A 21,978-nucleotide genomic window follows, 5' to 3' on the forward strand; every position below is an offset into this window, starting at 1 on the left:
CTGGGCCGCCGAATCAGTTGCCTGATTTCCGGCGCGGGACACTAGTCGGACGGTGCGAGTCACTCGTCGGAGCGCAGGCGACGGCCCTTCTTGGTTTGCGAGCGCTGCTTCTTGGCGGACAGCCGTCGCTCCACCGAGCCGCGCGACGGTCTGGTGGGCCGTCGGCGAGGTGGTGGCGGCGACGACGCGGCCCGCAGCAACGACGCCAGCCGCTCGCGGGCCTCGGCACGGTTGGCCAGCTGCGCCCGCTGCGTGCTGACGGCCACGGTCAGCACCCCACCGGCCAACCGCCGCCCCAGGCGGGCGAGCAGCCGGTCCCGCAACCACTCCGGCACCGACGGCGATCCGGCCACGTCCCACGACAGCTCGACGCGGCTGTCGGCGGTGTTGACCCCTTGCCCACCGGGTCCGGACGACCGCGAGAACCGCTCACGCAACTCCGTGCCGGGAATCACGAACCCCGAAGACACCACCAGATCAGAAGACACTGAACCCCGACTTCACCATCACCGTCGTCAGCTTCTCCATGTCGAGCACTGGCTCCCCGCCAGAGGGCACCTTCCCGGCGTCGGAGAACCGCCGCGAGAAGTTGGACGTCATCGCGGTGACCCTCGTCCCGTCGGGCAGTACCGTGACCGCCAGGTTGCGGCGTTCACCAGCCGGGCTCTTCCACGTGGCCTGCGCGACCGCCACACCGTCCTTCGGCACCACCGCGCACGAGTCGTACGGACCCAGGATGTCGCCGCAGGAAGCCTTGGTGCCCGGGGCCACGAAGTCCACCGTCATCTGCAGGACGCCTTCGGCGTTCGGCGACGTGAGGTCCGACTGGTACCGGTAGGTGCCGTCCTCGACGCGGAACCCGGGCGTCGCGTCACCGTGCCACGGCACCACCTCGGTGCTGGACACGTACCACGAGTGGAACAGCCGGTCTGTCAGCTGCTCGGCATGCTGCGACGTCAGCCGCGGGCCCAGCGGCGGCGGCTTCTGGGAGACCGGCGTCGACGGCAGTGGCAGGTCCGGGCCGGGGGGCGCGTGCTGGGAGTCGCCGACCGCGGGGGGCGTCGGCTCGGAGTCCAGCGAGACGAAGTTCGTCAGCGTGGCGGCGCCCACCGCGGCGACGACCACCGCGGCCACCACTCCGCCCGCGGCCAGTGCCTTGCGTCTGCGGACCCGTTGCCTGCCGGCCCGGAACACCTCGTCGCGGTCGATGCCAATCGGCGGTTCGTCGCCGATGGCCTTGCCGAGGAGGTCCTTGATGTCGGTCATGACCCACCCGCCTCGGCGAGGTCGACGCCGAGCAGTCTGCGCAGCGTGGCGAGGCCCTTCGCGGACTGGCTCTTGATCGTGCCCTCGCTCTTGCCAAGCGCGTGCGCGGTCTCGGTGACCGACAGGTCCTCCCAGTACCGCAGCACCACCACGGCCCGCTGACCTGCCGGTAGCTGAGCGAGGGCGCGCCGGACGTCGACGGCGTCCTCGACGCCGGCAGGCGGGCTGGCCGACACCTCGGGCACGTCCCCGACCACCGACTCGCGTCTGCGGTAGGCGCGGCGGGACTCGTCGATCGCGGCCCGCACCATGATCTTGCGAGAGTAGGCGTCGACGCTGCCGTCGCGGCGGATGCGGGGCCAGGCGACGTAGATCTTCGTCAGCGTTGTCTGCACCAAGTCCTCCGCGCGATGCCAGTCACCTCCGCACAGCAGGTACGCCGTCCGCCGCATGACGACGGCCCGGCTGTCGAGGAACTCCCCGAACTCCGCGTCGCGGTCCTGCAGCACGCCCCTTGGCTTCCTCTCGCTCTCTCGCCGGTGTCATACGGCGGCGCGCCGGGTCCGGTTGTCTCAGAACCTCGGGTGGTTGCCGACCAGCTCGGCACGCACCCCGTCGTCGCCTGCCGGGGCGACCTCGCCGAGCACCCACGCGGGCACGTGCCGCGCGGTGAGCACGGCCAGCACCCGGTCGGCGTCCTCGGCGGCCACCACGGCCACCATGCCAACGCCCATGTTGAACGTCTTCTCCATCTCGGCCCGGTCGACGCGGCCACGCTGCGCGATCATCGAGAACACGGGTGCGGGCGTCCACGTGCCGCGGTCCAGCCGCGCGGACAGGCCCTTGGGGATGACCCGCGCGACGTTCGCCGCCATGCCGCCGCCGGTGATGTGCGCGAACGTGCGCACCTCGGCCTCGGCGGCCGCGGCCAGGCAGTCCTTCGCGTAGATGCGGGTCGGTTCGAGCAGCTCCTCACCGAGCGTGCGGCCGAACTCCTCGACCTGGCCCTCGAGCGGCATGCGGCCGATCTCCAGCAGCACGTGCCTGGCCAGCGAGTACCCGTTGGAGTGCAGGCCGGACGACCCCATGGCGATCAGCACGTCACCGGGCCGGACCCGCTCCGGGCCGAGCACCTGGTCGGCCTCCACGACACCGACGCCGGTGGCGGACAGGTCGTAGGCGCCGTCGGCCATCAGGCCGGGGTGCTCCGCGGTCTCACCGCCGAGCAGCGCGCAACCCGCCTGGACGCAACCTTCCGAGATGCCCTTGACCAGCGCCGCGATCCGCTCGGGCACGACCGTGCCGACCGCGATGTAGTCCTGCAGGAACAGCGGCTCCGCCCCGCACACGACCAGGTCGTCGACGACCATGGCGACCAGGTCGATGCCGACCGTGTCGTGCACGTCCAGCGCCTGGGCCACCGCGATCTTGGTGCCGACCCCGTCGGTCGACGAGGCGAGCACCGGCTCCTTCCAGCGGTCCAGCCTGAGCTTGAACAGCCCGGCGAAGCCGCCGATGCCGCCGAGCACCTCGGGCCGGGTCGCCTTCTCGGCGAACGGCTTGAGCTGCTCGACCGCTTTCTCGCCTGCCTCGATGTTCACCCCCGCCGCCGCGTAGGTGGCGTGCGGGTGCTCGGGGGTCGCGCTGGTGTCGGTCATGGCTCCGGGTTCGGGTCAGGGACGCTGGAGTGCGTCCGAGGCACCGTACCCCGCAGGCACGACCGGGGCGGCGGACCCCGCGACCCCGCGCTCGAAGCTCTCGAGCAGGTGCTTGCCGATCCGGTCCTCCTCGGGGATGGGGATCGGGTAGTGGCCGTCGAAGCACGCCGTGCAGAGCCTGCTGCGCGGCTGCTCACTGGCCGCGACCAGGCCGTCGAGGGACACGTAGCCGAGCGAGTCCGCGCCGATCGACCGGCGGATCCCGTCGAGGTCGAGGCCGTTGGCGACCAGCTCGGCCCGCGACGCGAAGTCGATGCCGTAGAAGCACGGCCAGCGCACCGGCGGCGACGCGATCCGGACGTGCACCTCGACCGCACCGGCCTCCCGCAGCATGCGGACCAGCGCGCGCTGGGTGTTGCCGCGCACGATCGAGTCGTCCACCACGACCAGGCGCTTGCCGCGGATCACGTCGCGCAGCGGGTTCAGCTTGAGCCGGATGCCCAGCTGGCGGATGGTCTGCGACGGCTGGATGAAGGTGCGGCCCACGTAGGCGTTCTTGACCAGGCCGGAGCCGTAGTCGATGCCGGAGCCCTGTGCGTAGCCGATGGCGGCCGGGGTGCCGGACTCCGGGACCGGGATGACCAGGTCGGCCTCGACCGGCTGTTCCTCGGCGAGCCTGCGGCCGATGTCGACGCGGGCCGCGTGCACGGACCGGCCCGCGATCGTGGTGTCGGGGCGGGCCAGGTAGACGTACTCGAACACGCAGCCCTTGGGCTCGGGGTTCGCGAACCGCGAGGACCGCAGCCCGTGCTCGTCGATGGCGAGCAGCTCACCCGGCTCGACCTCGCGCACGAACGACGCGCCGACGATGTCGAGGGCCGCGGTCTCGGAGGCGACGACCCAGCCCCGCTCGAGCCGCCCCAGCACCAGCGGCCGCACACCGTGCGGGTCGCGGGCCGCGTAGAGCGTCGTCTCGTCCGCGAAGACCAGGCAGAACGCGCCCTTCACGTCCGGCAGCAGGTTCATGGCGGCCTGCTCGATGCCGATGTCCGCGGCCGTCGCCGCGAGCAGGCCGGTGAGCAGGTCGGAGTCGCTGGTGGCGCCCGTGGCGTTGGCTCCGCTCGTGGCGATGCCCAGCTCACGGGCCCGGTCGCGCAGTTCGGCCGTGTTGACGAGGTTGCCGTTGTGCCCGAGTGACAGGCCACTGCCGGTGGCGGTGGTGCGGAACGTCGGCTGCGCGTTCTCCCAGGTCGTGGACCCGGTCGTGGAGTAGCGGCAGTGGCCGACGGCGATGTGCCCCTGCAGCGAGACGAGCACCTGCTCGTCGAACACCTGCGAGACGAGTCCGAGGTCCTTGAACACGACGATCTTCTCACCGTCGGACACCGAGATGCCGGCGGCTTCCTGTCCTCGGTGCTGCAGTGCGTAGAGGCCGAAGTAGCTGAGCTTGGCGACTTCCTCGCCCTTTGCCCACACCCCGAAGACGCCGCACTCCTCACGAGGCTCGGGTTCGGGTCGGTCGATCTGGTCGGTCTGGTCGATGACGGTCGGATCGGTGACCACCGAGAGCAACTCCCCGTTAGAACGGTGTCAGGTACTTCCAGTGTAGGTCGTACCCAGAGCTGCTCAGCTCATCCGCAACGCCTTCAGAACTGTGGGATCACCCTCACCGGCGAGCTGCATCCGCCCGCGCAACTGGTAGAGGACGTTCGCGGTGCGATTGGACAGTCGCGCGTCCGCCTTCTCGTTCCGGTCAGCGGCACGCACCTCGGGTGCCTCACCTGGCGCGAACCGGACGTACCAGGCCTGCGGACCGTCCGTGCAGGACACGACGGCGGTACCGCTGTACCTCGGCGGCGAGTCACCACGCAGCCGTGCGGCGAGCAGCGTGCCGAGCAGCTCGTCGATCGCGTCGGCGGCCTGCTCGCGGTCGGTGGGCGTGAGCGTGCGCAGCGCGGCCTGCGCGTCCCAGCGGCGCAGGTTGAGCTCGTGCGCCACCCGCCGGTGCCACACCCACGCGAGGTCGGGTGCCGCGGGCGAGAAGGTCCACACCGGACGGTTGCCGGACGTGTTGTTGAGGACCTGCGTGGCCGCGGCCAGCTGCTCGTCGAGGTAGACGACCGGGTCGACGTCCCTGCGCACCGGCACCGGCCGCAGTTCCACGATCGAGCCACTCGTGAGGTATCTGGTCGTCGTGTGCAGGAACCGCGCGACGTGCACGGTCAGGTCGGCGAAGGTCCAGCCGGGGCACGACGGTACGTCGTCCGCCTGGGCTGCCGTGGCGACAGCGGTACGGAACAGCCCCGCCTGCTGCGCGAACACGCCGGTCCACCGGCGGGCCGTCCACACGTGATGTCGTCCTTCCCGTACGCACACAGTGTTCGAGGAACCACCCTATGCCCACCGTCCCCGGGTTACGGTCAGTTCCGTGGCCGACGGTTATGAGGTTGATCCCGCGGCGTTGCGCGCCGCGTCGGGTGGGTTCTACACGGGCGCGGCAGCCGTTGACCAAGCGGCCGCGCGGCTGTCGGTGGCGCAGCTGGTGCCGGCGGCCCTCGGCGAGGTGGACGCGGCGTACGAGCTGGCGGCGGCGTTCGCCGAGTTCGTCGGCGAGCACGCCGAGGACATCAGACGTGGCGCGGCGTGGGTCACCGAGACCGGCGACGGCCTGGTCGAGAACGCGGACGAGTACGTCAGGAAGGACGTGTTCCGCGTATGAGCGACCCGGAAGAGCTGTACGCCCGGCTCGCGACCGGCGACACCGGCCGGATCCTGGCCGTGCTGGAACCGGTCGGCGCGGCGAGGACCCTGCTCACCGGCGTGGAGCTGAAGCCGGTCACGGAGTGGACGGGCACGGCGGCGCAGGCGTTCGCCGCGCGGCTGACCACGTCGAACAAGGCCGTCACGGCGGCCGGTGACCGGCTTGGCGACGCGATGTCCGTGGTCGAGGCGGCCGCGGCGGCGTACGGCCGCATGCGCACGGCCGCGGACCAGACCATCCGGGCGTACCGGGCGGGCGGCATCCCCGACACGCAGGCGTCCTCGGTGCTGAACCAGCTGAAGACCAGCTACGAGGAAGTGCTGCGCTCCTACGCGGGCGCGCTGCGGGGCATCCGGCCCGCCTTCACGACCGTCACCGCCGCGACCGGCGGCCTGACCAGCGCGTCCGGCGCCACCGTGCCGCCACCCGGCACCGACCCGCGCCAGGTCGCGCAGTGGTGGCGGTCGCTGGACGAGGCGACGCGGAACGAGTTGCTGGCCACCCGGTTCGAGGCGCTAGGCCGCCTCGGCGGACTGCCCGCGCCGGTGCTCGACGAGGCCAACAAGCACCGCATCGACGCTGACCTGACCAGGTTCGCCGCCGCGAACACCGACCTGACGAACCAGATCGACGCGCGGGCCGCCGAGCTGGGCATCGACCCGTCGGACGAGGGCGCGCTGCGGGCGGACCCGGCGCTGGCGGACCTGCTGGACCAGCGCCAGGACACGAACCGGTGGCTGGACAACGCGACGGAGGCGAACGCGCGGGTCGAGGAGGCCATGCGGTCGGGCTATGACACGTACGTCCTGTCCTACGACCCGGTCGGTCCCGGCAAGCAGGAGGGCACGCTCGCCATCGCGTACGGGAACCCCGACCAGGCGAGCAACGTCGCCGTGGTGGTTCCCGGCACGGCGACCACGCTGGAGAACGGGTTCCCGAACGACAGCGCGCAGGACCTGCGGGCCGCGATGGACCAGGCGCGACCGGGCGGCAACGCGACGATCGCGTGGCTGGGCTACGACGCGCCCACCTGGGACACCACGGTTGTCAGCCCCGACAACGCCATCGCGGGCGGCGAGCAGTTGAAGTCCGATGTGGACGGTTACCGGGCGGCGGCCGAGACGCGGCAGCACATCACGGTCATCGGGCACAGCTACGGCGCCGCCACGGTCGGCTACGCGGGCATGAACGGTCTCGCGGCCGACGACGTGGCCTTCCTCGGCGCACCCGGTGTCGGTGCGTCCACTGTGGACCAACTGTCGCCGGGTGCCGGGCACGTGTGGGCGGGCGTGTCGGAGCACGACCCGGTCGTCCAGGGCACGAGCGGCAGCTGGTTCACCGCGGACGGCAGCGCGGTCGGCCCGTACGACGAGGAGTTCGGCGCGAACCAGTTCGGCGTGCAGGGCGACGACAACCTGCTCGGCGCGCACAGCACGTACTACTCCGACCAGTCGCTCGACAACCTGGCGAACATCGCGACCGGCAACTACGACGCGGTCACGCAGGGCACGCCGGAGACGAACTCCGCGGGCGAGCTGGTGACCGACGCGGGTGGCGGCCTGTGGGACGCGGGCCGGGAGGCGTTGCAGGGCGACTGGGACGGCGCCTGGGACGAGCTGAAGGACACCGGCCGCGAGCTGCTGAACGACGCGGGCGACGTCCTCATCGGCGGTGCGGGCGGCCTCGTGGAGGCCGGGAAGTCGGTCTACGACAACACCTTGGGCCGGATCTTCTAGTGTCCCGCGCCGGAAATGCGGTGATTAAGTCGGTGAATCCAGGTTTCTGCTGGCAAGGCGCCGGTTCGTCCTCGTACTGGATCGTACTCGGACGGACCGGCAACGCCGCCAGCAGGAAGCTGGGCCGCCGAATTAGTTGCCTGATTTCCGGCGCGGGACACTAGAGCCGGACGAGCGGAAGCAGCGCGGCGAGGTCCGCGCGGTTCCCGGACGCCGACACCCGGCCCGCCGCGACCGCGTCCGTCCACAGGAGACTGCCGGACGCCAGCTCCAGCCAGGTGCGGGCATCCATCTCCACCACGTTCGGCGGCGTGCCACGCGTGTGCCGCGGCCCGTCGACGCACTGCACGGCGGCGAACGGCGGCACCCGCACCTCGACGCTGCGGCCGGGCGCGACCTGCGCGAGGGTCCGCAGGCTCAGCCGCACGGCCTTCGCCAGGTCGGGGCGGGCAGGTGCGTCCCACGGCAGGACGGCGGCGACCGCGTCCCGCATCTCGCGGGGGTCGATGGGAGAGCTCACTGCGACACCTCGCCGACGATCTCGTCCAGCAGCTCACCGACGTGGTGGGTGAGCTTGCGCAGGTCGGCGGGCGAGATGGTGGTCCACAGCGTGCCGTCGTCCGCGGGCCGCCGGACCTGCACGTACCTGCCGTCCTCCGTGTCGAAGAACGACACCACCCTGGTCGCGCGTCTGCGTCTGCCCAACCGGTCGCGGGCGGCGGCGCCGAAGTTCCCCATGTGCGCCACGTCCTTGATCATCTCGGCCAGCGCGGTGGCGTCGTCGGGCCGCAGCCCGCCGGACAGCAGCGCGTGCCCGAAGCCCTCCCGGGTCCCGGCCGCCCCGTTGGCGGCGGCCTCGAAGTCGGCGGTCCGCAGCGTCACCGACTGACCCGGCCCCGCGGCGACCGAGGGCAGCACGGCCAGCGCGGCGGACGGCAGCCCGGTCATGGACGCCGACCGCAACGTCACCGAGCCCTCCGACAGCTCGGCGACCGCGGCGGACTCCCCGGCGGAGGCGGCGAGCACGCGCACGTTGCGGCCCACGTAGGCACGCACGTCGACCTCGCGTTCCGGCCGGGCGAGGACCGTGAGCAGCGCCTCGATCTCCGGGTTCACGTCGACCGGCCGCCCGAGCCCTCGGGCTTCCAGGCCGGCCCACACCCGGGCCTCGATCCGTTCCCGCTCCTCGAACGTCTTGCCCGGTGAGGGCACCTTCACCACGAGCGGCAGCGCACCGAGCCGCAGGTGCTCCCACAGCACGTCGAGCTCGAGGGCCGACAGCGTGATCGGCGCGGTCTCGCGGTCACCGATCGAGAAGGTGCTGGTCACAGCGCAACTCTACCTACGAAAATCCGCGCGGGAAGCCGCTGAGGCGACTCCCCGCGCAGGTGGAACGGACTATTCGCCGATGACGGTCGGCGAAACCCTGCGGTCGTCGCCGAACACGTCGTCGTTCTCGAGCAGGTAGTCGGGCGCGAAGTGCTCGTCGTCGTCCTCGCCGTCGGCACGCCGGCCACCGGCACCGGCCGGGCCGTGCACACCGTTCGCGCCGCGGCCGCCCGCGGCACCGGCGGCGCCGGGCCCGTTGCGGACCACGCCACCCTCACCGACCGCGCCACCGGCGAGCCCGCCGCGGCCGAGCTGCGACGGGGCGCGCTCACCGTCCAGCGCACCGGCGCCGGCGCCGCCACCCGGCAGCCCGCCGGGACCGCCGAACGGGTGCTGGCCGAACGGTCCGCCCTGGCCGGGCAGGCCCGGCCGCAGCGGCAGCGCACGCCGTGCGATGTCGCTCGCGTTGTCGCCGGGGCCGAACGGGTTGGGGCCGGTACCGAGGAACGGGGGCTGCCCGCCCGGGTTCGGGGTCGGCGTCGGGTTCGTCGGGAACTGGTTCGGCGGCGGGAACTGGGTGTTGGGCCCGGTCGTCGGCGGCACGAACACGTCCTGCGGGGTGGTCACCGAGGGCGGCAGGGTGCCGACCGGGTTGGTGGGGTTGGTGATCACCGTGCCGCCACCACCACCACCGCCGCCGCCACCGCCGGGCGGCGGGGTGCCGGGAACGAGCTCGCCGCCCGTGTTCGGCGGGAGGTTCGGCGGCTGCTGCCGCACGGACGGGGGGTTCGAGCCGCTGCCGCCGCCCGAGCCGCCGCCGGGGTCCGAGCCGGGGTCGACCGACAGGTTGTTGATCAGCACCGGGCTGACACCGCCGGTCGGCTGCGGTGCCGGGGTGGCCACCACGACGTCCGGCGGCGCGACGAACGTGCCGAGCGTCTCCCGGTTCCAGATGCTGCTCGACTCGTAGGACTGCATGGTCTCGATGGCGCGCTGCTCGGCCTCGCTCTGCGCGGCCTCCTGCGCCTCGTGGTCGGCGGCCTGGGCGGCCACGTCCGCGGCGGGCCCGATGTTGCCGGTGGCCGCGGCGGCGCCCGCCAGGAACTTGTCCCAGCCGGACGGTGCCTGCGTGGTCACCTCGATCGGCTCCGGCATCTTGGCCCGCGCGTCGGCGATGTACTCGCCCTGGTTCTCCGACGAGACCTTCATGACGGTCGAGCCCGTCTCGGCGTCACCGGCCCACTCGGCGAGCGGGGTCAGGCCGGTCTGCGCGTTCTCGGACGCCTTGCCTTCCCAGCGGGAGCCGAGCTGGGTCAGCCGCGCGTTGAGGTCCTGGTCGACCTGCGCCAGCTCCTCGGACAGCGACGTCCAGTACATCGTCTGCGGGTCCGACGCCTTGGGACCGGGCCCGGCGTTGATCATCTTGTACAGCTCGGGGTGTTCGTAGCCCCGCCAGCGGTAACCCATGGGAGTCGCCTCTCACCCGTCGTACTTGCCCCAGCGGGCGGAGTTCGTGCCTTCGACGCGCAGGTATTCCTCCTGCGCGCTCGTCAGCGAGTCGATCGCTGCCTTGAGTTGCTTCTGGTAACCGGTCAGGCACACGTACGCGGAGTCGGCGCCGCCGGTGTTGGTGCGCTCGGCGAACTGCGTCGCCGTCTCACCGCTGACCGGGTCGCCCGCCCATTCCCGCACCGGGAGACTGGCGAGGTCACGGACTTTGCGTGACACGCGGTCGTACGCGTCGGTGAACGCCTTGAGCGCCTCCGGGATCGCGGAGGGCTCGACGTGCAGGGTCTGAGGGCCGGAGAACGCCGGAGTCGACAACGCTCGCCCGCCACCACCACCGCCATCTGCCACGAACACGGTTCGTCTCCCTCAGTCTGTGCGATTGCGACGACTGTAGCTCTGATGCATGACGCCGTGGAGTGGTTCCCACCAGCAACCCGATACTCAGAAGAACTTTTCACGGGATATTCCACCGTCCGGTGGACACTCACTCGATTCAGAGCTGCGCGAGCGCCGCGGCGGCGATCCTCGGCACCCGCTCACAGAGTGTTGCTTGTGGAGTCACCGGCTGCTCACCTGGTGCGCTGAGGCCGTAGTTGACGTACAGCATCTGTCCGTCGGCGACGTCGAGCGCGCCGAAACAGCTGTCGGGGACGGGTGGTTTCAGCACGTGGAGCGGGAAGCCGTCCACTTCGGTCACGCTGACCTCGGCGTTCGCACCGTCGGCGTAGTCGGCGGCGCCCTCGTCGACCACCGCCACCAGCGTGAGCCCGAGGTTGGCCGCGATGCCGTTGGCGAAGCAGTCCCGCGACCCGGGAAAGCTGGTCGACTCGCCGCCGGTCGGCGGCCGCTGGTCGAGCCCGAAGGTGGTGAGCGGGAGTGCCGCGACCAGACCGCAGACGTCCACACCGGCCATGTCGATGTCGCGGGGACGGATCTGCGTTTCCGCGGTGGTGGTTGTGGTTGTCGTCGTGGTCGTGGTCGGTTGGTCCCCGGTGGTCGGGGTCCCGTTCTCGGTCGCCGTGCAACCGGCGGTGAGCAGCAGTCCCGTCACGAGCAGCAACCTGCGCATGACCGCAACGTACCGACCTACGATGGGCCGATGCCGGACACCCCGCCGCCCGTTGTCTCGCCCGAGATCACCTCCCGGATGCGCGCCAGCGCGATGGCGAACCCGAACACCTGGCTGTACGTCATCGACCCGGCCTTCGACGCCGACGCCGACATCCCGCCGTGGGGCGTGGTCGGCGTGTACCGGGTGGACGCGGCCGGTGAGATCGGCCCGACGTTCCGGCGCAACACCGAGTACCGCCCGTCGCCGACGGCACTGCGGATGCCGGCCGCGTCGAGCGGCCTGGAGCGGTTGTTGCAGTGGATCACCTCCGGGCACCGGGCGGAGGCCGAGCTGCCGGCGGCGGTGCTGCGGGCCCGGCTGCTGGTGTACGCCACGGCGCCGGAGGACCGGTCGGTGACCGCTTTCCCCGACCGCTCGGGCCGGATCATGGTGCCTGCCTGCACGTCGGTCGCGCACGTGCCCGCGGCGTGGCCGGGGTGGCGGGAGGTGTCCGGGCGGGAGCTGGCCGCGCGGCTGGGCGGTCATCCGTTGGTGATCAACCCGATCGGCCCGATCACGGCACTGCTCCCGGCGGCCGCGCTCGGGTAGTCCGGTCCGGCCTCACGTCAGCCAGCGTTCGACGTCCTCCGGTGGCCCGGGTTTGGCGTACAGCCAGCCCTGCGCCGAGTCCGCCCCGATGTGCCGCAGCAGCTCCGCCTGCTCACCGGTCTCCACCCCCTCCGCGATCACGTCCAGCTTCAGCGTGTGCGCGAGCGACACCAGCGCCGTCACGATCCGCGCGTCCACCGAGTCCGCCGCCCCCACCCGCAGACCCTCCACAAAGGACCCGGCGATCTTCAGCGCGTGCACCGGCAGGTGCCGCAGGTAGGCGAGGTTCGAGTACCCCGTCCCGAAGTCGTCGATCGCGATGCGGACGCCAAGGTCGGCCAGCCGCCGCAACGCGGAGAGCGGCTCGCCGGTCGTGCCCATGATCGCGCTCTCCGTCAGTTCCAGCTGCAGCGCCGACGGCGGGAAACCCACCCGCTCGATGATCGCCGAAACATCGGCCACCAGGTCCGGCTCGGCCACCTGCCTGGCCGCCAGGTTCACGCTCACGATCGGGGTCCTCGCCCACTTCAGCGCCTGCCTGCACGACGTCTCCAGCACCCACAGTCCCAGCGGCACGATCAGCCCGGTCTCCTCCGCGAGCCCGATGAACCGGTCCGGGCCGAGCCTGCCGAACTCCGGGTGCGCCCACCGCACCAGCGCCTCGACGCCCACCAGCGTGCCGTCCGTGAGGGACACGATCGGCTGGTAGTCGACGTAGAACTCCTCGCGTTCCAGCGCGGCGGGCATCGCGTTGGACAGGGTGATCCTGGCGATCTCGCGTGCGTTGCGTTCCGGGTCGTAGGACGCCCAGCGGTTCTTGCCGTCCACTTTCGCCCAGTGCAGTGTCACGTCCGCGTCGCGCATGGTCTCCGCGGGCGAGGCGTCGAACACGGACCGCTCGACCAGGCCGATGCTCGCCGACACCGTCAGCCGGTGCCCGCCGACCAGCACCGGCGCGGCGATCTCCGCGAGGATCCGCTCGGCCAGCGCCACCAGCTCGGCCATGCCGGTGGTGTGCTCGACCAGCACCACGAACTCGTCGCCGCCCATCCTGGCCACCAGCCTGTCCGGCGCCGACACCAGCCGGTCGAGCCGCCTGCCGACCTCGACGAGCAGCTGGTCGCCGACGACGTGGCCGAGGGTGTCGTTGACGGCCTTGAACCCGTCCAGGTCCAGGTAGCACAACCCGACCCGCCGCCCGGCCGAACCGCCGAACGCGGCGTGCAGCCGCTCGGTGAACAGCGCCCGGTTGCCGAGGTCGGTGAGGTGGTCGTGGTTGGCCTGGTGCCGCAGCTTCTCCGACAGCACGTGCCGCTCGGTGTTGTCCTCGACCATCCCGACGAGGTACTGCGGCATGCCGTCGTCGTCCCGCACGAGCGACACGGTCACATTCGTCCACAGGGGAGAGCCGTCGCGTTTGCGGAACCGGCGTTCGATCCGGTAGTGGTCGCGCTCCCCGGCGACCATCTCGTTGAAGAACCTGCGCAGCTCCAGCGGGTCGTCCGGGTGCAGGAAGTCGACGAGGTTGAGGTCGAGCAGCTGCTCGGGCCGGTAGCCGAGCATGCCCGCCATCGCGCCGTTGACCTCGAGCAGCCTGCCTCGGGTGTCGGTGATCCCGATGCCGACGGCGGCGGAGGTGAACATCGCCCGGAACCTGGCCTCACTGGACCGGCGCGCGCTTTCGGCACCGTCCCTGGCCTCCAGCGCCGAGCGCCGCAGCGCCTCCTGCTCGCTGAAGATCCGCGACTGCGCGGCCCGCACGAACCCGGCGGTCACCGCGGCCTGGACCGCGGGCACCCGCTCCCCGGCGAAGTGCGTGCCGATCAGCTCGATCGTCCCCGCGAGCGACTCCGCGGCGAGGAACCGCAGCGACACGAGCGCCGCGCCCACCCGCTCGGCGGACGCCGGGTCGAACGGCGCCGAGGTCAGTGCCGAGATGAGCGTGTCGGCGTTCCCCTCGAGGTCCGCGCCGAGGTCGGCGCGGCCGGTCGCGACGTAGCCGGTCGCGGCGAGGACGTCGGTCCACGCAGCCACGAACGCGTCACGCCCTGCGGTTGTCGGGCCTGCCACCGTCACACCTTCCGGCGAATCTCGCGCACGCACCCACCTGCGTGGCACCGGCCAGGATACGACCGCCCACACACCGCGTCCATGCTCGTGTGCGGACCGTTCGCACTGGTCACAGCGGTTGAACCGGCAACAACGCCGGTCGCGGACCGTGATCGTCCGTGCTCAGCCATGCACCAAACGTTACCGAAACAACTGTTAGTTATTCACTGGACGGCGTGACAAAACGGTACCGAGCGACCACAATCTGTATCTTGGCAGCTCCAGCCCGGGTGCTGCCATTCGCGAGGGCGATTCAGAAAGGGCTTCCCATGAACATTGTGTGGCGTGGGAGACGACGGGGCTTGCTGAGCGCCGCCGTTGCGGTGACCACCACTGTGTTACTGGCGGGACTGGCAAGTCCCGCACAGGCCGACCCGGCTGCCACCCCTGCAGGCGACCAGGCGGCGATCGACGCGTACGTCAAGAAGTACGACCACCCGATGGGCTCGCAGATCCGCGAGCACGAGGGCACAGCTCAGATGCCCAGGAGTGTCCCGTCCGACATCGGCGCCCAGGCCTCCGTGGCCGGCATCGACGTGAGCGGCCACCAGGGCAACGTGGACTGGCCTGCCCAGTGGAACGCGGGCAAGCGGTTCGTGTGGGTGAAGGCGACCGAAGGCACCGGGTACCGGAACCCGTACTTCGCGCAGCAGTACAACGGTTCCTACAACCAGGGCTTCATCCGCGGCGCGTACCACTTCGCGCTGCCGGACCGGTCGTCCGGCGCCACGCAGGCGAACTTCTTCTCGAGCAACGGCGGCGGCTGGTCGGGTGACGGCAAGACGCTGCCCGGTGCGCTCGACATGGAGTACAACCCGTACGGCGCGACCTGCTACGGGCTGTCCCAGTCGGCGATGACCAACTGGATCCGCGACTTCAGCAACACCTACAAGGCGCGGTGGAACAAGTACCCGGCGATCTACACGTCCACCAGCTGGTGGAACCAGTGCGTCGGGTCGAGCTTCGGTTCCACCAACCCGCTGTGGGTGGCGCGGTACTCGTCGTCGGTCGGCACGCTGCCGATCGGCTGGAGCTTCTACACGGTGTGGCAGTACAGCTCCACGCCGATCGACCAGAACTCCTTCAACGGTGACTACAGCCGCCTGCAGGTGTTCGCGAGGAACAGCGACTGATCCCACCCGTTCCCTGTCCGATGGGGACCTTCCTCCACCACCTGGAGCGAAGGTCCCCTTCGTACATTTAAGCTCCGCGTGAGCGACGCGTGAGTTGAGGGAACGAGGACCCCCGTGACCACGTCGGACACGCGAAGACCGTGATCGGGGAGGGACAATGACTTACCCACCGCAGGGACCTTACGGCCAGCAGCCGGATCCCTACGGACAGCAGCAACCTCAACAGCAGCCGCAGTACGGGGGCGGGTACCAACAGCCGCAGACCGGCCAGTTCGGCGCCTACGACCCGAACGCTCAGTACGGGGGCGGGTACCAGCAGTACGGCGGGCTCGGGGGTCCACCGGAGCCGCCCAAGAGCAAGACCGGCCCGATCATCGCCATCGTGTCGATCGTCGTGCTCCTCCTCGGTGGCCTCGGCATCACCGGCTTCGTGGCGCCCGGGTTCTTCCTGTCCGACGACAAGGAAGGCTCCAACAACGCGGGGTCCGGTGACAGCAGCAGCGAGAAGCCGACGGAAAAGAAGGACAACGGCTCGCAGGAGACCATCGACAAGCTCGTCGCCGCCGCGGACGACCAGGACAAGTCCGCGCTGCGCACGCTGAAGTGCTCGGCCGCGACGGACACAGTGGACTCGGCGATCGACGCCATCGACAACATCGACAGCGCCGAGTTCGGTGAGGTCAAGGACGAGTCCGACGACGAGGTCACCTTCACGGTCACCATCTCCTTCGACGGCAAGACCGAGGACGACACGGTCACCCTCAAGAAGGACGGCGATGACTGGTGCTGGCAGGACATCGAGGCGGGCAAGCCGACCGGTGGTGACGACTCCACCACCACCGAGGAGACCACGGCCAACGACACCACGGTGACCGACCCGGGCGGCGGCGGCGCGACCGGCGACTCCGAGGGCGAGCAGTTCGTCCAGTCCTTCCTGGACAAGGTGAACGGCGGCGACGGTGCGGGCGCGGCGGCCATGTCGTGCTCCGACAGCACCAGCCAGTCGGACATCACCGAGGCCGCCACGCAGGGCGCCGTCCTGGAGATGGACCCGGCGGGCACCACGGCCGACGAGGCGTACGTCGGCTCCGACCTCAAGGGCACGCTCGCCGGCGCGGCCGTGACGGGCCGCACCAGCGCCTTCCTCGAGGACGGCGCGTGGTGCATCTACACCTTCTTCGCCAGCTGAGTTCCCTTTCGTAGAACGGATGCCGCCGGTGGCCGTCACACTCCTCATAGCCGGGTCTGTGGCGATCATCGGCGGCATCGTCGTGTTCGCACTGTCGTCCCGCCTGATCGCGACCATGTTGCTGGCGTTCGGCGCGCTCGCCGTGGTCACGGGCTGGCTGCTGCCGGAGTCGACGAGAGCGGACGCGTTGAAGACGGGCGGCCTGGCCGCCGGGTCGGTCGTCGCGCTGTACGCCCTGTGGCTCAACGACCGCAGACGCCGCGTCGACGAGGGCCGCCAGCAACTGGAACACGACCGCCAGATACTGGAGAACGCCCGCGCGGACCACGAACGCGAACGCGCCGCGGACGACCGCTTCCTCCGCGCGGTGGAGATGCTCGGCCACGAGACGGACCAGGTCAGGGTGGGCGCGCTGCACGCACTGGCCGGTGTGGCACGCGCACGGCCGTCGTACACGCAGGACGTGCTGGACGTGATCTGCTCGTACCTGCGCCGCCCGTTCGAACACCCGGAGTACGTCACGGCCCGCAGGGACGACCCCGACTTCGCCGACCCGAAACCCGATTTCGACCTGGCGGAGTCCGACCGCTGGCGCGTGGTCCGCCTTACGGCACAACGCTTGCTGGCCGACCTGCTCCCGACCGTGGGCACCCCCGACGCCCCCACCTACGACCTCGACCTGACCGGCGCGACGCTCGAGTACTGCGACCTGTCGCACCGGATCATCGGCAAACTCAGCGCGCGAACGCTGAAGCTGTACCAGTCGAACTCGTTCCACCACTGCGAAATCCGCGGCCCGGCCTGGTTCACGGAGTCCCGCAGCTGGGGCAACGTGTGGCTGCACCACATGGAGTTCCACGACCGGGCGTGGTTCAGCAAGGTCCGCTTTCACTCGCTGGTGAGCTTCGAGGAAACCGTCTTCCACCAGACGACGAAGTTCGAGAACGCCGAGTTCACGAGCCGAACGTCCTTCGAGAACACCGAGTTCGCCACCACCGCGGACTTCTCGCACACGAACTTCACCGGCCCGCTGAAGCCACCACCTGGCTGGCAGCAGAACCCCGCGGGCCGCCTGGTCCGCACTACCGGTCCCGCCGCAACGCCTTGATCAGCTTGAGCCACGTGAGCCTCGTCGGCAGTGCCCGATCTTGACAGTGCGTTACGCATGTGGGTGACTCTGCGATCACCTGAACGTGGTTCGCGGTGTTGCGGGAGGTCGGCTCATGCGTGGTGGTCCGTTAGCCGGAGTCCTGGTGCTGCTCACGCTGGTCACCGGGTGCGAGCCGACCGACGGGTCGGTCTACGTGCCCGGGTCGTACACGGTGCGGGAGGCCGGGGTCCGGCTGCGGGACGGTGGGACGGACTGCAACGCCAACCCGGGTACCGGGAACTGCCCGAACGTCCTCGACGGGCTCGAACCCGGCGACAACCTCTACCCCGTCTGCCAGAGCCGCGGTCAGCTCGTCGGGCAGAACTCCTGGTGGGTGTACGTGGACGCGCCGGGAGGGAACCGGGGGTGGGTGGCCAGCTGGTTCCTGACCTGCCCCACCAACCGGCTCCCCGAGGTGGACGACTGCACGGCCGCCGAGTTCGACTAGCCGAACAGCGCGGGCAGCGTGCCCTCCCAGACCTCCGACAGCTCCGGCAGCGCCAGCTCGCCGACACCCTCGATGCGCAGGGACGACGTCGCCGACACCGCACCCAGCCGCGTCCACGGCAGGCCTGCCTCGGCACAGCGGGCCGTGAAGGCGTCGGGGTCCGGGACCGACACCAGCACCCGCGCCGACGACTCGCTGAACAGCGCCACGAACGGGTCGCCGGTCAGTTCCACGTCGCAGCCGCGGCCCGTGACCAGGGTCGACTCCACCAGTGCCTGCGCGAGCCCGCCCTCGGACAGGTCGTGTGCCGCCGACACCCCACCGTCCCGCAGGACCGCGGCGATCACCGCTTCACGGGCGAGGTTCACGACCGGGGGCTGCCCGCCGAGGTGGCCGTGCACGACGTGTGCCCACTCCGAACCGGCCAGCTCGTCGTGGGTCTCGCCCAGCAGGATCAGGGTGTCGCCAGGGGCGCCGAGGCCGGTCGGGATCCGCGACGCCACGTCGTCGATGACGCCGAGGACGCCGACCACGGGGGTCGGCAGGATCGCCGTCGTGCCGGTCTGGTTGTAGAAGCTCACGTTGCCGCCGGTCACCGGGATGCCCAGCTCGGCACAGCCGTCCGCCAGGCCACGCACGGCCTGCTGGAACTGCCACATCACGCCCGGGTCCTCCGGCGAACCGAAGTTGAGGCAGTTCGTCACCGCCACCGGGCGCGCGCCCGAGGTGGCCACGTTCCGGTACGCCTCCGCCAGCGCCAGCTGCGCGCCGGCATAGGGGTCGAGATAGGTGTAGCGGCCGTTGCAGTCACAGGACATGGCCACGCCGCGGCCCGTCGACTCGTCGATGCGGATCATGCCCGCGTCCGACGGCTGCGCGAGCACGGTGCCGCCGCGCACGTACCGGTCGTACTGCTCGGTCACCCACCGCCGCGACGACAGGTTCGGCGAACCGGCCATGCGCAGGATCTCCGCCCGCAGTTCGTCCGAAGTGGACGGACGAGGAAGCGCGTCCGGTGTGGCGGCCACGATGTCGTCCTGCACCGGCGGCCGGGAGACCGGCCGCTCGTACACGGGGCCCTCGTGCGCGACCGTGCGCGGTGGCACGTCGACCACGGTCTCGCCGTGCCACGTGATCACCAGCCGGTCGCCATCGGTGACCTCGCCGATCTCCGTCGCGATGACGTCCCACTTGCGGCACACCCGCATGAACGCATCCACATCGGACGGTGCGACCACCGCGCACATGCGTTCCTGCGACTCCGACGACAGGATCTCCGCCGGCGTCATCCCCGTGGCACGCAAGGGAACGCGCTCGAGGTACACGTGCATGCCACCGTCACCGGCCGACGCCAGCTCCGACGTGGCGCACGACAACCCGGCACCGCCGAGGTCCTGGATGCCGACGACGATGCCCTCCCGGAACAGCTCCAGGCAGCACTCGATCAGCACCTTCTCCGTGAACGGGTCGCCCACCTGCACGCTCGGCAGCTTCTTGCGCGCCGAAGACCTGCTTGCAGGGTCGAGCATCGGCGCCGAAGACCTGCTTGCAGGGTCGAGCATCGGCTCAGTGCCGCCCTCGTCACCAGCGAAGGTGTCGGACGCCAGCACGGAAACGCCGCCGATGCCGTCGAGGCCGGTCCGCGCACCGAACAGGATCACCTTGTTGCCCGCGCCGGACGCGTGCGCGAGGTGCAGGTCCTCGACCCGCATCGCACCCACGCACAGCGCGTTGACCAGCGGGTTGCCCTGGTACGACGGGTCGAACACGACCTCGCCGCCGATGTTGGGCAGGCCCAGGCAGTTGCCGTAGCCGCCGACACCCGCGACCACACCGGGCAGCACGCGCCGCGTGTCGGGTGCGTCCGCGGCGCCGAACCGCAGCGGGTCCATGACCGCCAGGGGCCGCGCGCCCATCGCGAGGATGTCGCGCACGATCCCGCCGACGCCGGTCGCCGCGCCCTGGTACGGCTCCACATAGGACGGGTGGTTGTGCGACTCGACCTTGAACGTGATGGCCCAGCCGTCGCCGATGTCGACCACACCGGCGTTCTCGCCGATGCCGGCGAGCATCTTCGCGCGCATCTCCTCGGTCGTGGTCTCGCCGAAGTACTTGAGGTGCACCTTCGACGACTTGTACGAGCAGTGCTCGGACCACATCACCGAGTACATGGCCAGTTCGGCGTCGGTCGGGCGGCGGCCGAGGATCTCGCGGATGCGGGTGTACTCGTCGTCCTTGAGGCCCAGCTCGCGGTACGGCTGCGGGGTGTCCGGAGTGGACGCCGCGTGGCCGGTCGTGTCCACGTGCACGGTCGTCGTCATGCGAGCACCGTCCCCAGCACCGAGCGGAACATGGCGAGGCCGTCGTCACCGGGCCCGGTGAGCGCGTCGATCGCGTGCTCCGGGTGCGGCATGAGGCCGACGATCCGGCCGTCCGCCGAGGAGATCCCGGCGATGTCGGACAACGAGCCGTTCGGGTTGACATCGGTGTACCGGAACACCACCCGGCCCTCGCCCTCCAGCTCATCCACAGTGGACCTGGACGCGGCGAAGCGGCCGTCCATGTTCTTGACGGGGATGACGATCTCCGCGCCGTCCGCGTAGCCGCCGGTCCACGCCGTGGAGGTCCGCTCGACGCGCAGCTTCTGGTCGCGGCACACGAAGTGCAGGCCCGCGTTGCGCAGGAGCGCACCCGGCAGCAGCCCGGCCTCGCACAGGATCTGGAAGCCGTTGCAGATGCCGAGCACCGGCATGCCGCCACGGGCGGCGGTGACGACCTCGCCCATCACGGGCGCGAACCTGGCGATGGCACCGGCCCGCAGGTAGTCGCCGTAGGAGAACCCGCCGGGGACGATCACCGCGTCCACACCGCGCAGGTCGGCGTCCCCGTGCCAGAGAGCCACGGGCTCGCCGCCCGCGTACCGCACGGCACGTGCCGCGTCGGTGTCGTCGAGCGTCCCGGGGAAGGTGATGACCCCGATCTTGCTCACGAGAGCCTCCGGACCACGAAGTCCTCGATCACCGGGTTCGAGAGGAACCCGATGGCGATCTTGGCGAGCGTCTCGTCGTCGACGCTGTCGTCGACTTCCAGCTCGAAGTGTTTGCCCTGGCGGACATCGGAGATGCCGGTGAAGCCGAGGCGGGGAAGGGCATTGGCCACGGCCTGACCCTGCGGGTCGAGGATCTCGGGCTTGGGCATGACGTCGACGACGACTCGGGCCACGACAGGCAGCTCCCGTTTCGAGGGTGTCTCTACGCGGCGAGACTACCTGAGCTGCACGTTCACCCGATCGGTCGAGTCCGCCATCCACGACGCGAGCAACCGAAGTGCCTCTTCATCCGGTGTGCCCGGCTCCGCCACCTGGCACACGAGTGCCACGTCCGGGGCATCAGGCGGCCGGAAAGCCTCGTACCGCAAGTAGAACTCGCCAACGACCGGGTGGCGATAGCGGTGCCCGCCGCGGACCTTCTCCCGCACGTGGTGGGTGGCCCACAGCCGCGCGAACTCGGGGCTGCGCATGCTCAGCTCACCGATGAGCGTGGCGAGTCTCTCATCGCCCGGACTGCACCCCGCCGCCATCCGCAGCTGCGAGACCAGGTCCCTGGCCTTGCTCTCCCAATGCACGAACCGGGACGCCACCTCGTCGTTCAGGAACACCAGCCGCGGCCTGTTGCGCTCCTCGGGCGGCAGCGCGCCGAAGTCGACCAGCAGGGCCGCGGCGAGGGCGTTCCACGCCACGATGTCACCGTGGCGGCTGTAGATCGCGGCCGGGACCTGCAGGTTGTCGAGCACCAGCTGGAACGTCGCGGGCACCGCCGTGCGGACCGGCTCGATCGCACGGCCGGGGCGGGCGAGGGTTGTGCAGGTAGCAGCGTTCTGCCGAGTCCAGCGCGAGCGCGGTCGCGACGGAGTTCACGACCTCGGCCGTCGAGTATTCACGGCCCCGGCGCCGCGAGCCTGGGTCTGTCAGACCCAGGGTTGCGGTGACCGCTGGACGTCGGCCCACGACGTGGACAGCATCGATGGTGTC

The 21,978-nt window shown here is 70.7% G+C and carries 23 protein-coding genes; 7 read left to right on the forward strand and 16 right to left on the reverse strand.

Features of this window, described 5'->3' with window-relative positions; all coding sequences use genetic code 11:
* Window positions 1-59: 59 nt before the first annotated feature.
* The 6 genes from arfB to FHR82_RS13285 form a co-directional block, all read right to left on the reverse strand.
* The gene (gene arfB / locus FHR82_RS13260; protein ID WP_184811493.1) at window positions 60-476 is read right to left on the reverse strand and encodes an alternative ribosome rescue aminoacyl-tRNA hydrolase ArfB; all 417 of its coding nucleotides are present in this window, start codon (window positions 474-476) and stop codon (window positions 60-62) included.
* Window position 477: 1 nt separating this feature from the next.
* Window positions 478-1,266, reverse strand: a complete 789-nt coding sequence (locus FHR82_RS13265) for a hypothetical protein (RefSeq protein ID WP_184810691.1) — start codon at window positions 1,264-1,266, stop codon at window positions 478-480.
* Window positions 1,263-1,772 carry a SigE family RNA polymerase sigma factor gene (locus FHR82_RS13270; RefSeq protein WP_184811494.1) on the reverse strand — a complete coding sequence of 170 codons (510 nt, stop codon included), beginning with the start codon at window positions 1,770-1,772 and terminating at the stop codon, window positions 1,263-1,265. The genes FHR82_RS13265 and FHR82_RS13270 overlap by 4 nt, the downstream gene beginning before the upstream one ends.
* A 66-nt stretch (window positions 1,773-1,838) precedes the next feature.
* Window positions 1,839-2,924, reverse strand: a complete 1,086-nt coding sequence (gene purM / locus FHR82_RS13275) for a phosphoribosylformylglycinamidine cyclo-ligase (protein WP_184810692.1) — start codon at window positions 2,922-2,924, stop codon at window positions 1,839-1,841.
* 15 nt (window positions 2,925-2,939) lie between these two features.
* Window positions 2,940-4,487 (reverse strand): amidophosphoribosyltransferase, encoded by a 1,548-nt coding sequence (gene purF, locus FHR82_RS13280; RefSeq protein ID WP_184810693.1) that lies wholly within the window; start codon window positions 4,485-4,487, stop codon window positions 2,940-2,942.
* 63 nt (window positions 4,488-4,550) lie between these two features.
* Complete coding sequence (locus FHR82_RS13285) at window positions 4,551-5,273, reverse strand: maleylpyruvate isomerase N-terminal domain-containing protein (RefSeq protein ID WP_184810694.1); 723 nt, start codon at window positions 5,271-5,273, stop codon at window positions 4,551-4,553.
* A 79-nt stretch (window positions 5,274-5,352) separates the two neighbouring features.
* Here FHR82_RS13285 and FHR82_RS13290 point away from each other — a divergent pair, with 79 nt between their 5' ends.
* Together FHR82_RS13290 and FHR82_RS13295 are read left to right on the forward strand one after the other, a co-directional pair.
* Window positions 5,353-5,643 (forward strand): hypothetical protein, encoded by a 291-nt coding sequence (locus FHR82_RS13290; protein ID WP_311771052.1) that lies wholly within the window; start codon window positions 5,353-5,355, stop codon window positions 5,641-5,643.
* Window positions 5,640-7,421 (forward strand): alpha/beta hydrolase, encoded by a 1,782-nt coding sequence (locus FHR82_RS13295; RefSeq protein WP_184810695.1) that lies wholly within the window; start codon window positions 5,640-5,642, stop codon window positions 7,419-7,421. The genes FHR82_RS13290 and FHR82_RS13295 overlap by 4 nt, the downstream gene beginning before the upstream one ends.
* A gap of 160 nt (window positions 7,422-7,581) precedes the next feature.
* On the opposite strand, the gene FHR82_RS13300 is transcribed toward FHR82_RS13295, so the two are convergent.
* The 5 genes from FHR82_RS13300 to FHR82_RS13320 all read right to left on the reverse strand — a co-directional run bounded on the left by FHR82_RS13300 (window position 7,582) and on the right by FHR82_RS13320 (window position 11,328).
* Window positions 7,582-7,914, reverse strand: a complete 333-nt coding sequence (locus FHR82_RS13300; RefSeq protein WP_184811496.1) for a sterol carrier family protein — start codon at window positions 7,912-7,914, stop codon at window positions 7,582-7,584.
* 23 nt (window positions 7,915-7,937) lie between these two features.
* The gene (locus FHR82_RS13305) at window positions 7,938-8,750 is read right to left on the reverse strand and encodes an ESX secretion-associated protein EspG (RefSeq protein ID WP_184810696.1); all 813 of its coding nucleotides are present in this window, start codon (window positions 8,748-8,750) and stop codon (window positions 7,938-7,940) included.
* 69 nt (window positions 8,751-8,819) lie between these two features.
* A complete protein-coding gene (locus FHR82_RS13310) occupies window positions 8,820-10,217 on the reverse strand; it encodes a hypothetical protein (RefSeq protein ID WP_184810697.1) in 1,398 nt (465 codons plus the stop codon).
* A 12-nt stretch (window positions 10,218-10,229) separates the two neighbouring features.
* A complete protein-coding gene (locus FHR82_RS13315) occupies window positions 10,230-10,613 on the reverse strand; it encodes a transcriptional regulator (protein WP_184810698.1) in 384 nt (127 codons plus the stop codon).
* 139 nt (window positions 10,614-10,752) lie between these two features.
* Window positions 10,753-11,328 carry a DUF3558 family protein gene (locus tag FHR82_RS13320; RefSeq protein ID WP_184810699.1) on the reverse strand — a complete coding sequence of 192 codons (576 nt, stop codon included), beginning with the start codon at window positions 11,326-11,328 and terminating at the stop codon, window positions 10,753-10,755.
* Between the two features lie 30 nt (window positions 11,329-11,358).
* On the opposite strand from FHR82_RS13320, the gene FHR82_RS13325 reads away from it, so the two are divergent.
* The gene (locus FHR82_RS13325) at window positions 11,359-11,919 is read left to right on the forward strand and encodes a type VII secretion system-associated protein (RefSeq protein WP_184810700.1); all 561 of its coding nucleotides are present in this window, start codon (window positions 11,359-11,361) and stop codon (window positions 11,917-11,919) included.
* Between the two features lie 12 nt (window positions 11,920-11,931).
* Here FHR82_RS13325 and FHR82_RS13330 read toward each other — a convergent pair whose 3' ends face one another.
* On the reverse strand, window positions 11,932-13,989 hold the full coding sequence (locus FHR82_RS13330) for a putative bifunctional diguanylate cyclase/phosphodiesterase (protein ID WP_311771053.1): 2,058 nt from the start codon (window positions 13,987-13,989) through the stop codon (window positions 11,932-11,934).
* A 308-nt stretch (window positions 13,990-14,297) separates the two neighbouring features.
* On the opposite strand from FHR82_RS13330, the gene FHR82_RS13335 reads away from it, so the two are divergent.
* From FHR82_RS13335 to FHR82_RS13350, 4 genes are all read left to right on the forward strand, one after another.
* Window positions 14,298-15,161, forward strand: a complete 864-nt coding sequence (locus FHR82_RS13335; RefSeq protein ID WP_184810702.1) for a lysozyme — start codon at window positions 14,298-14,300, stop codon at window positions 15,159-15,161.
* A gap of 157 nt (window positions 15,162-15,318) precedes the next feature.
* Complete coding sequence (locus tag FHR82_RS13340) at window positions 15,319-16,350, forward strand: hypothetical protein (protein WP_184810703.1); 1,032 nt, start codon at window positions 15,319-15,321, stop codon at window positions 16,348-16,350.
* 28 nt (window positions 16,351-16,378) lie between these two features.
* Entirely contained in the window at window positions 16,379-17,458 is a 1,080-nt protein-coding gene (locus tag FHR82_RS13345) for a pentapeptide repeat-containing protein (RefSeq protein WP_311771054.1), read from the forward strand.
* Window positions 17,459-17,573: 115 nt separating this feature from the next.
* Window positions 17,574-17,948, forward strand: coding sequence for an SH3 domain-containing protein (locus FHR82_RS13350; protein ID WP_184810704.1), 375 nt, complete (start codon window positions 17,574-17,576; stop codon window positions 17,946-17,948).
* On the opposite strand, the gene FHR82_RS13355 is transcribed toward FHR82_RS13350, so the two are convergent.
* The 4 genes from FHR82_RS13355 to FHR82_RS13370 are packed head-to-tail and all read right to left on the reverse strand — an operon-like array spanning window position 17,945 to window position 21,761.
* On the reverse strand, window positions 17,945-20,269 hold the full coding sequence (locus FHR82_RS13355) for a phosphoribosylformylglycinamidine synthase subunit PurL (RefSeq protein WP_184810705.1): 2,325 nt from the start codon (window positions 20,267-20,269) through the stop codon (window positions 17,945-17,947). The genes FHR82_RS13350 and FHR82_RS13355 overlap by 4 nt on opposite strands.
* Complete coding sequence (gene purQ, locus FHR82_RS13360) at window positions 20,266-20,937, reverse strand: phosphoribosylformylglycinamidine synthase subunit PurQ (RefSeq protein ID WP_184810706.1); 672 nt, start codon at window positions 20,935-20,937, stop codon at window positions 20,266-20,268. The genes FHR82_RS13355 and purQ overlap by 4 nt, the downstream gene beginning before the upstream one ends.
* A complete protein-coding gene (gene purS / locus FHR82_RS13365) occupies window positions 20,934-21,170 on the reverse strand; it encodes a phosphoribosylformylglycinamidine synthase subunit PurS (protein ID WP_184810707.1) in 237 nt (78 codons plus the stop codon). Before purS ends, purQ begins: the two co-directional genes overlap by 4 nt.
* Before the next feature lie 42 nt (window positions 21,171-21,212).
* Window positions 21,213-21,761, reverse strand: coding sequence for an MmyB family transcriptional regulator (locus FHR82_RS13370; RefSeq protein WP_184810708.1), 549 nt, complete (start codon window positions 21,759-21,761; stop codon window positions 21,213-21,215).
* Window positions 21,762-21,978 lie beyond the last annotated feature (217 nt).

It is taken from the genome of Actinophytocola algeriensis, assembly GCF_014203735.1.
In the GTDB taxonomy this organism is placed as follows: Bacteria; Actinomycetota; Actinomycetes; order Mycobacteriales; family Pseudonocardiaceae; genus Actinophytocola; species Actinophytocola algeriensis.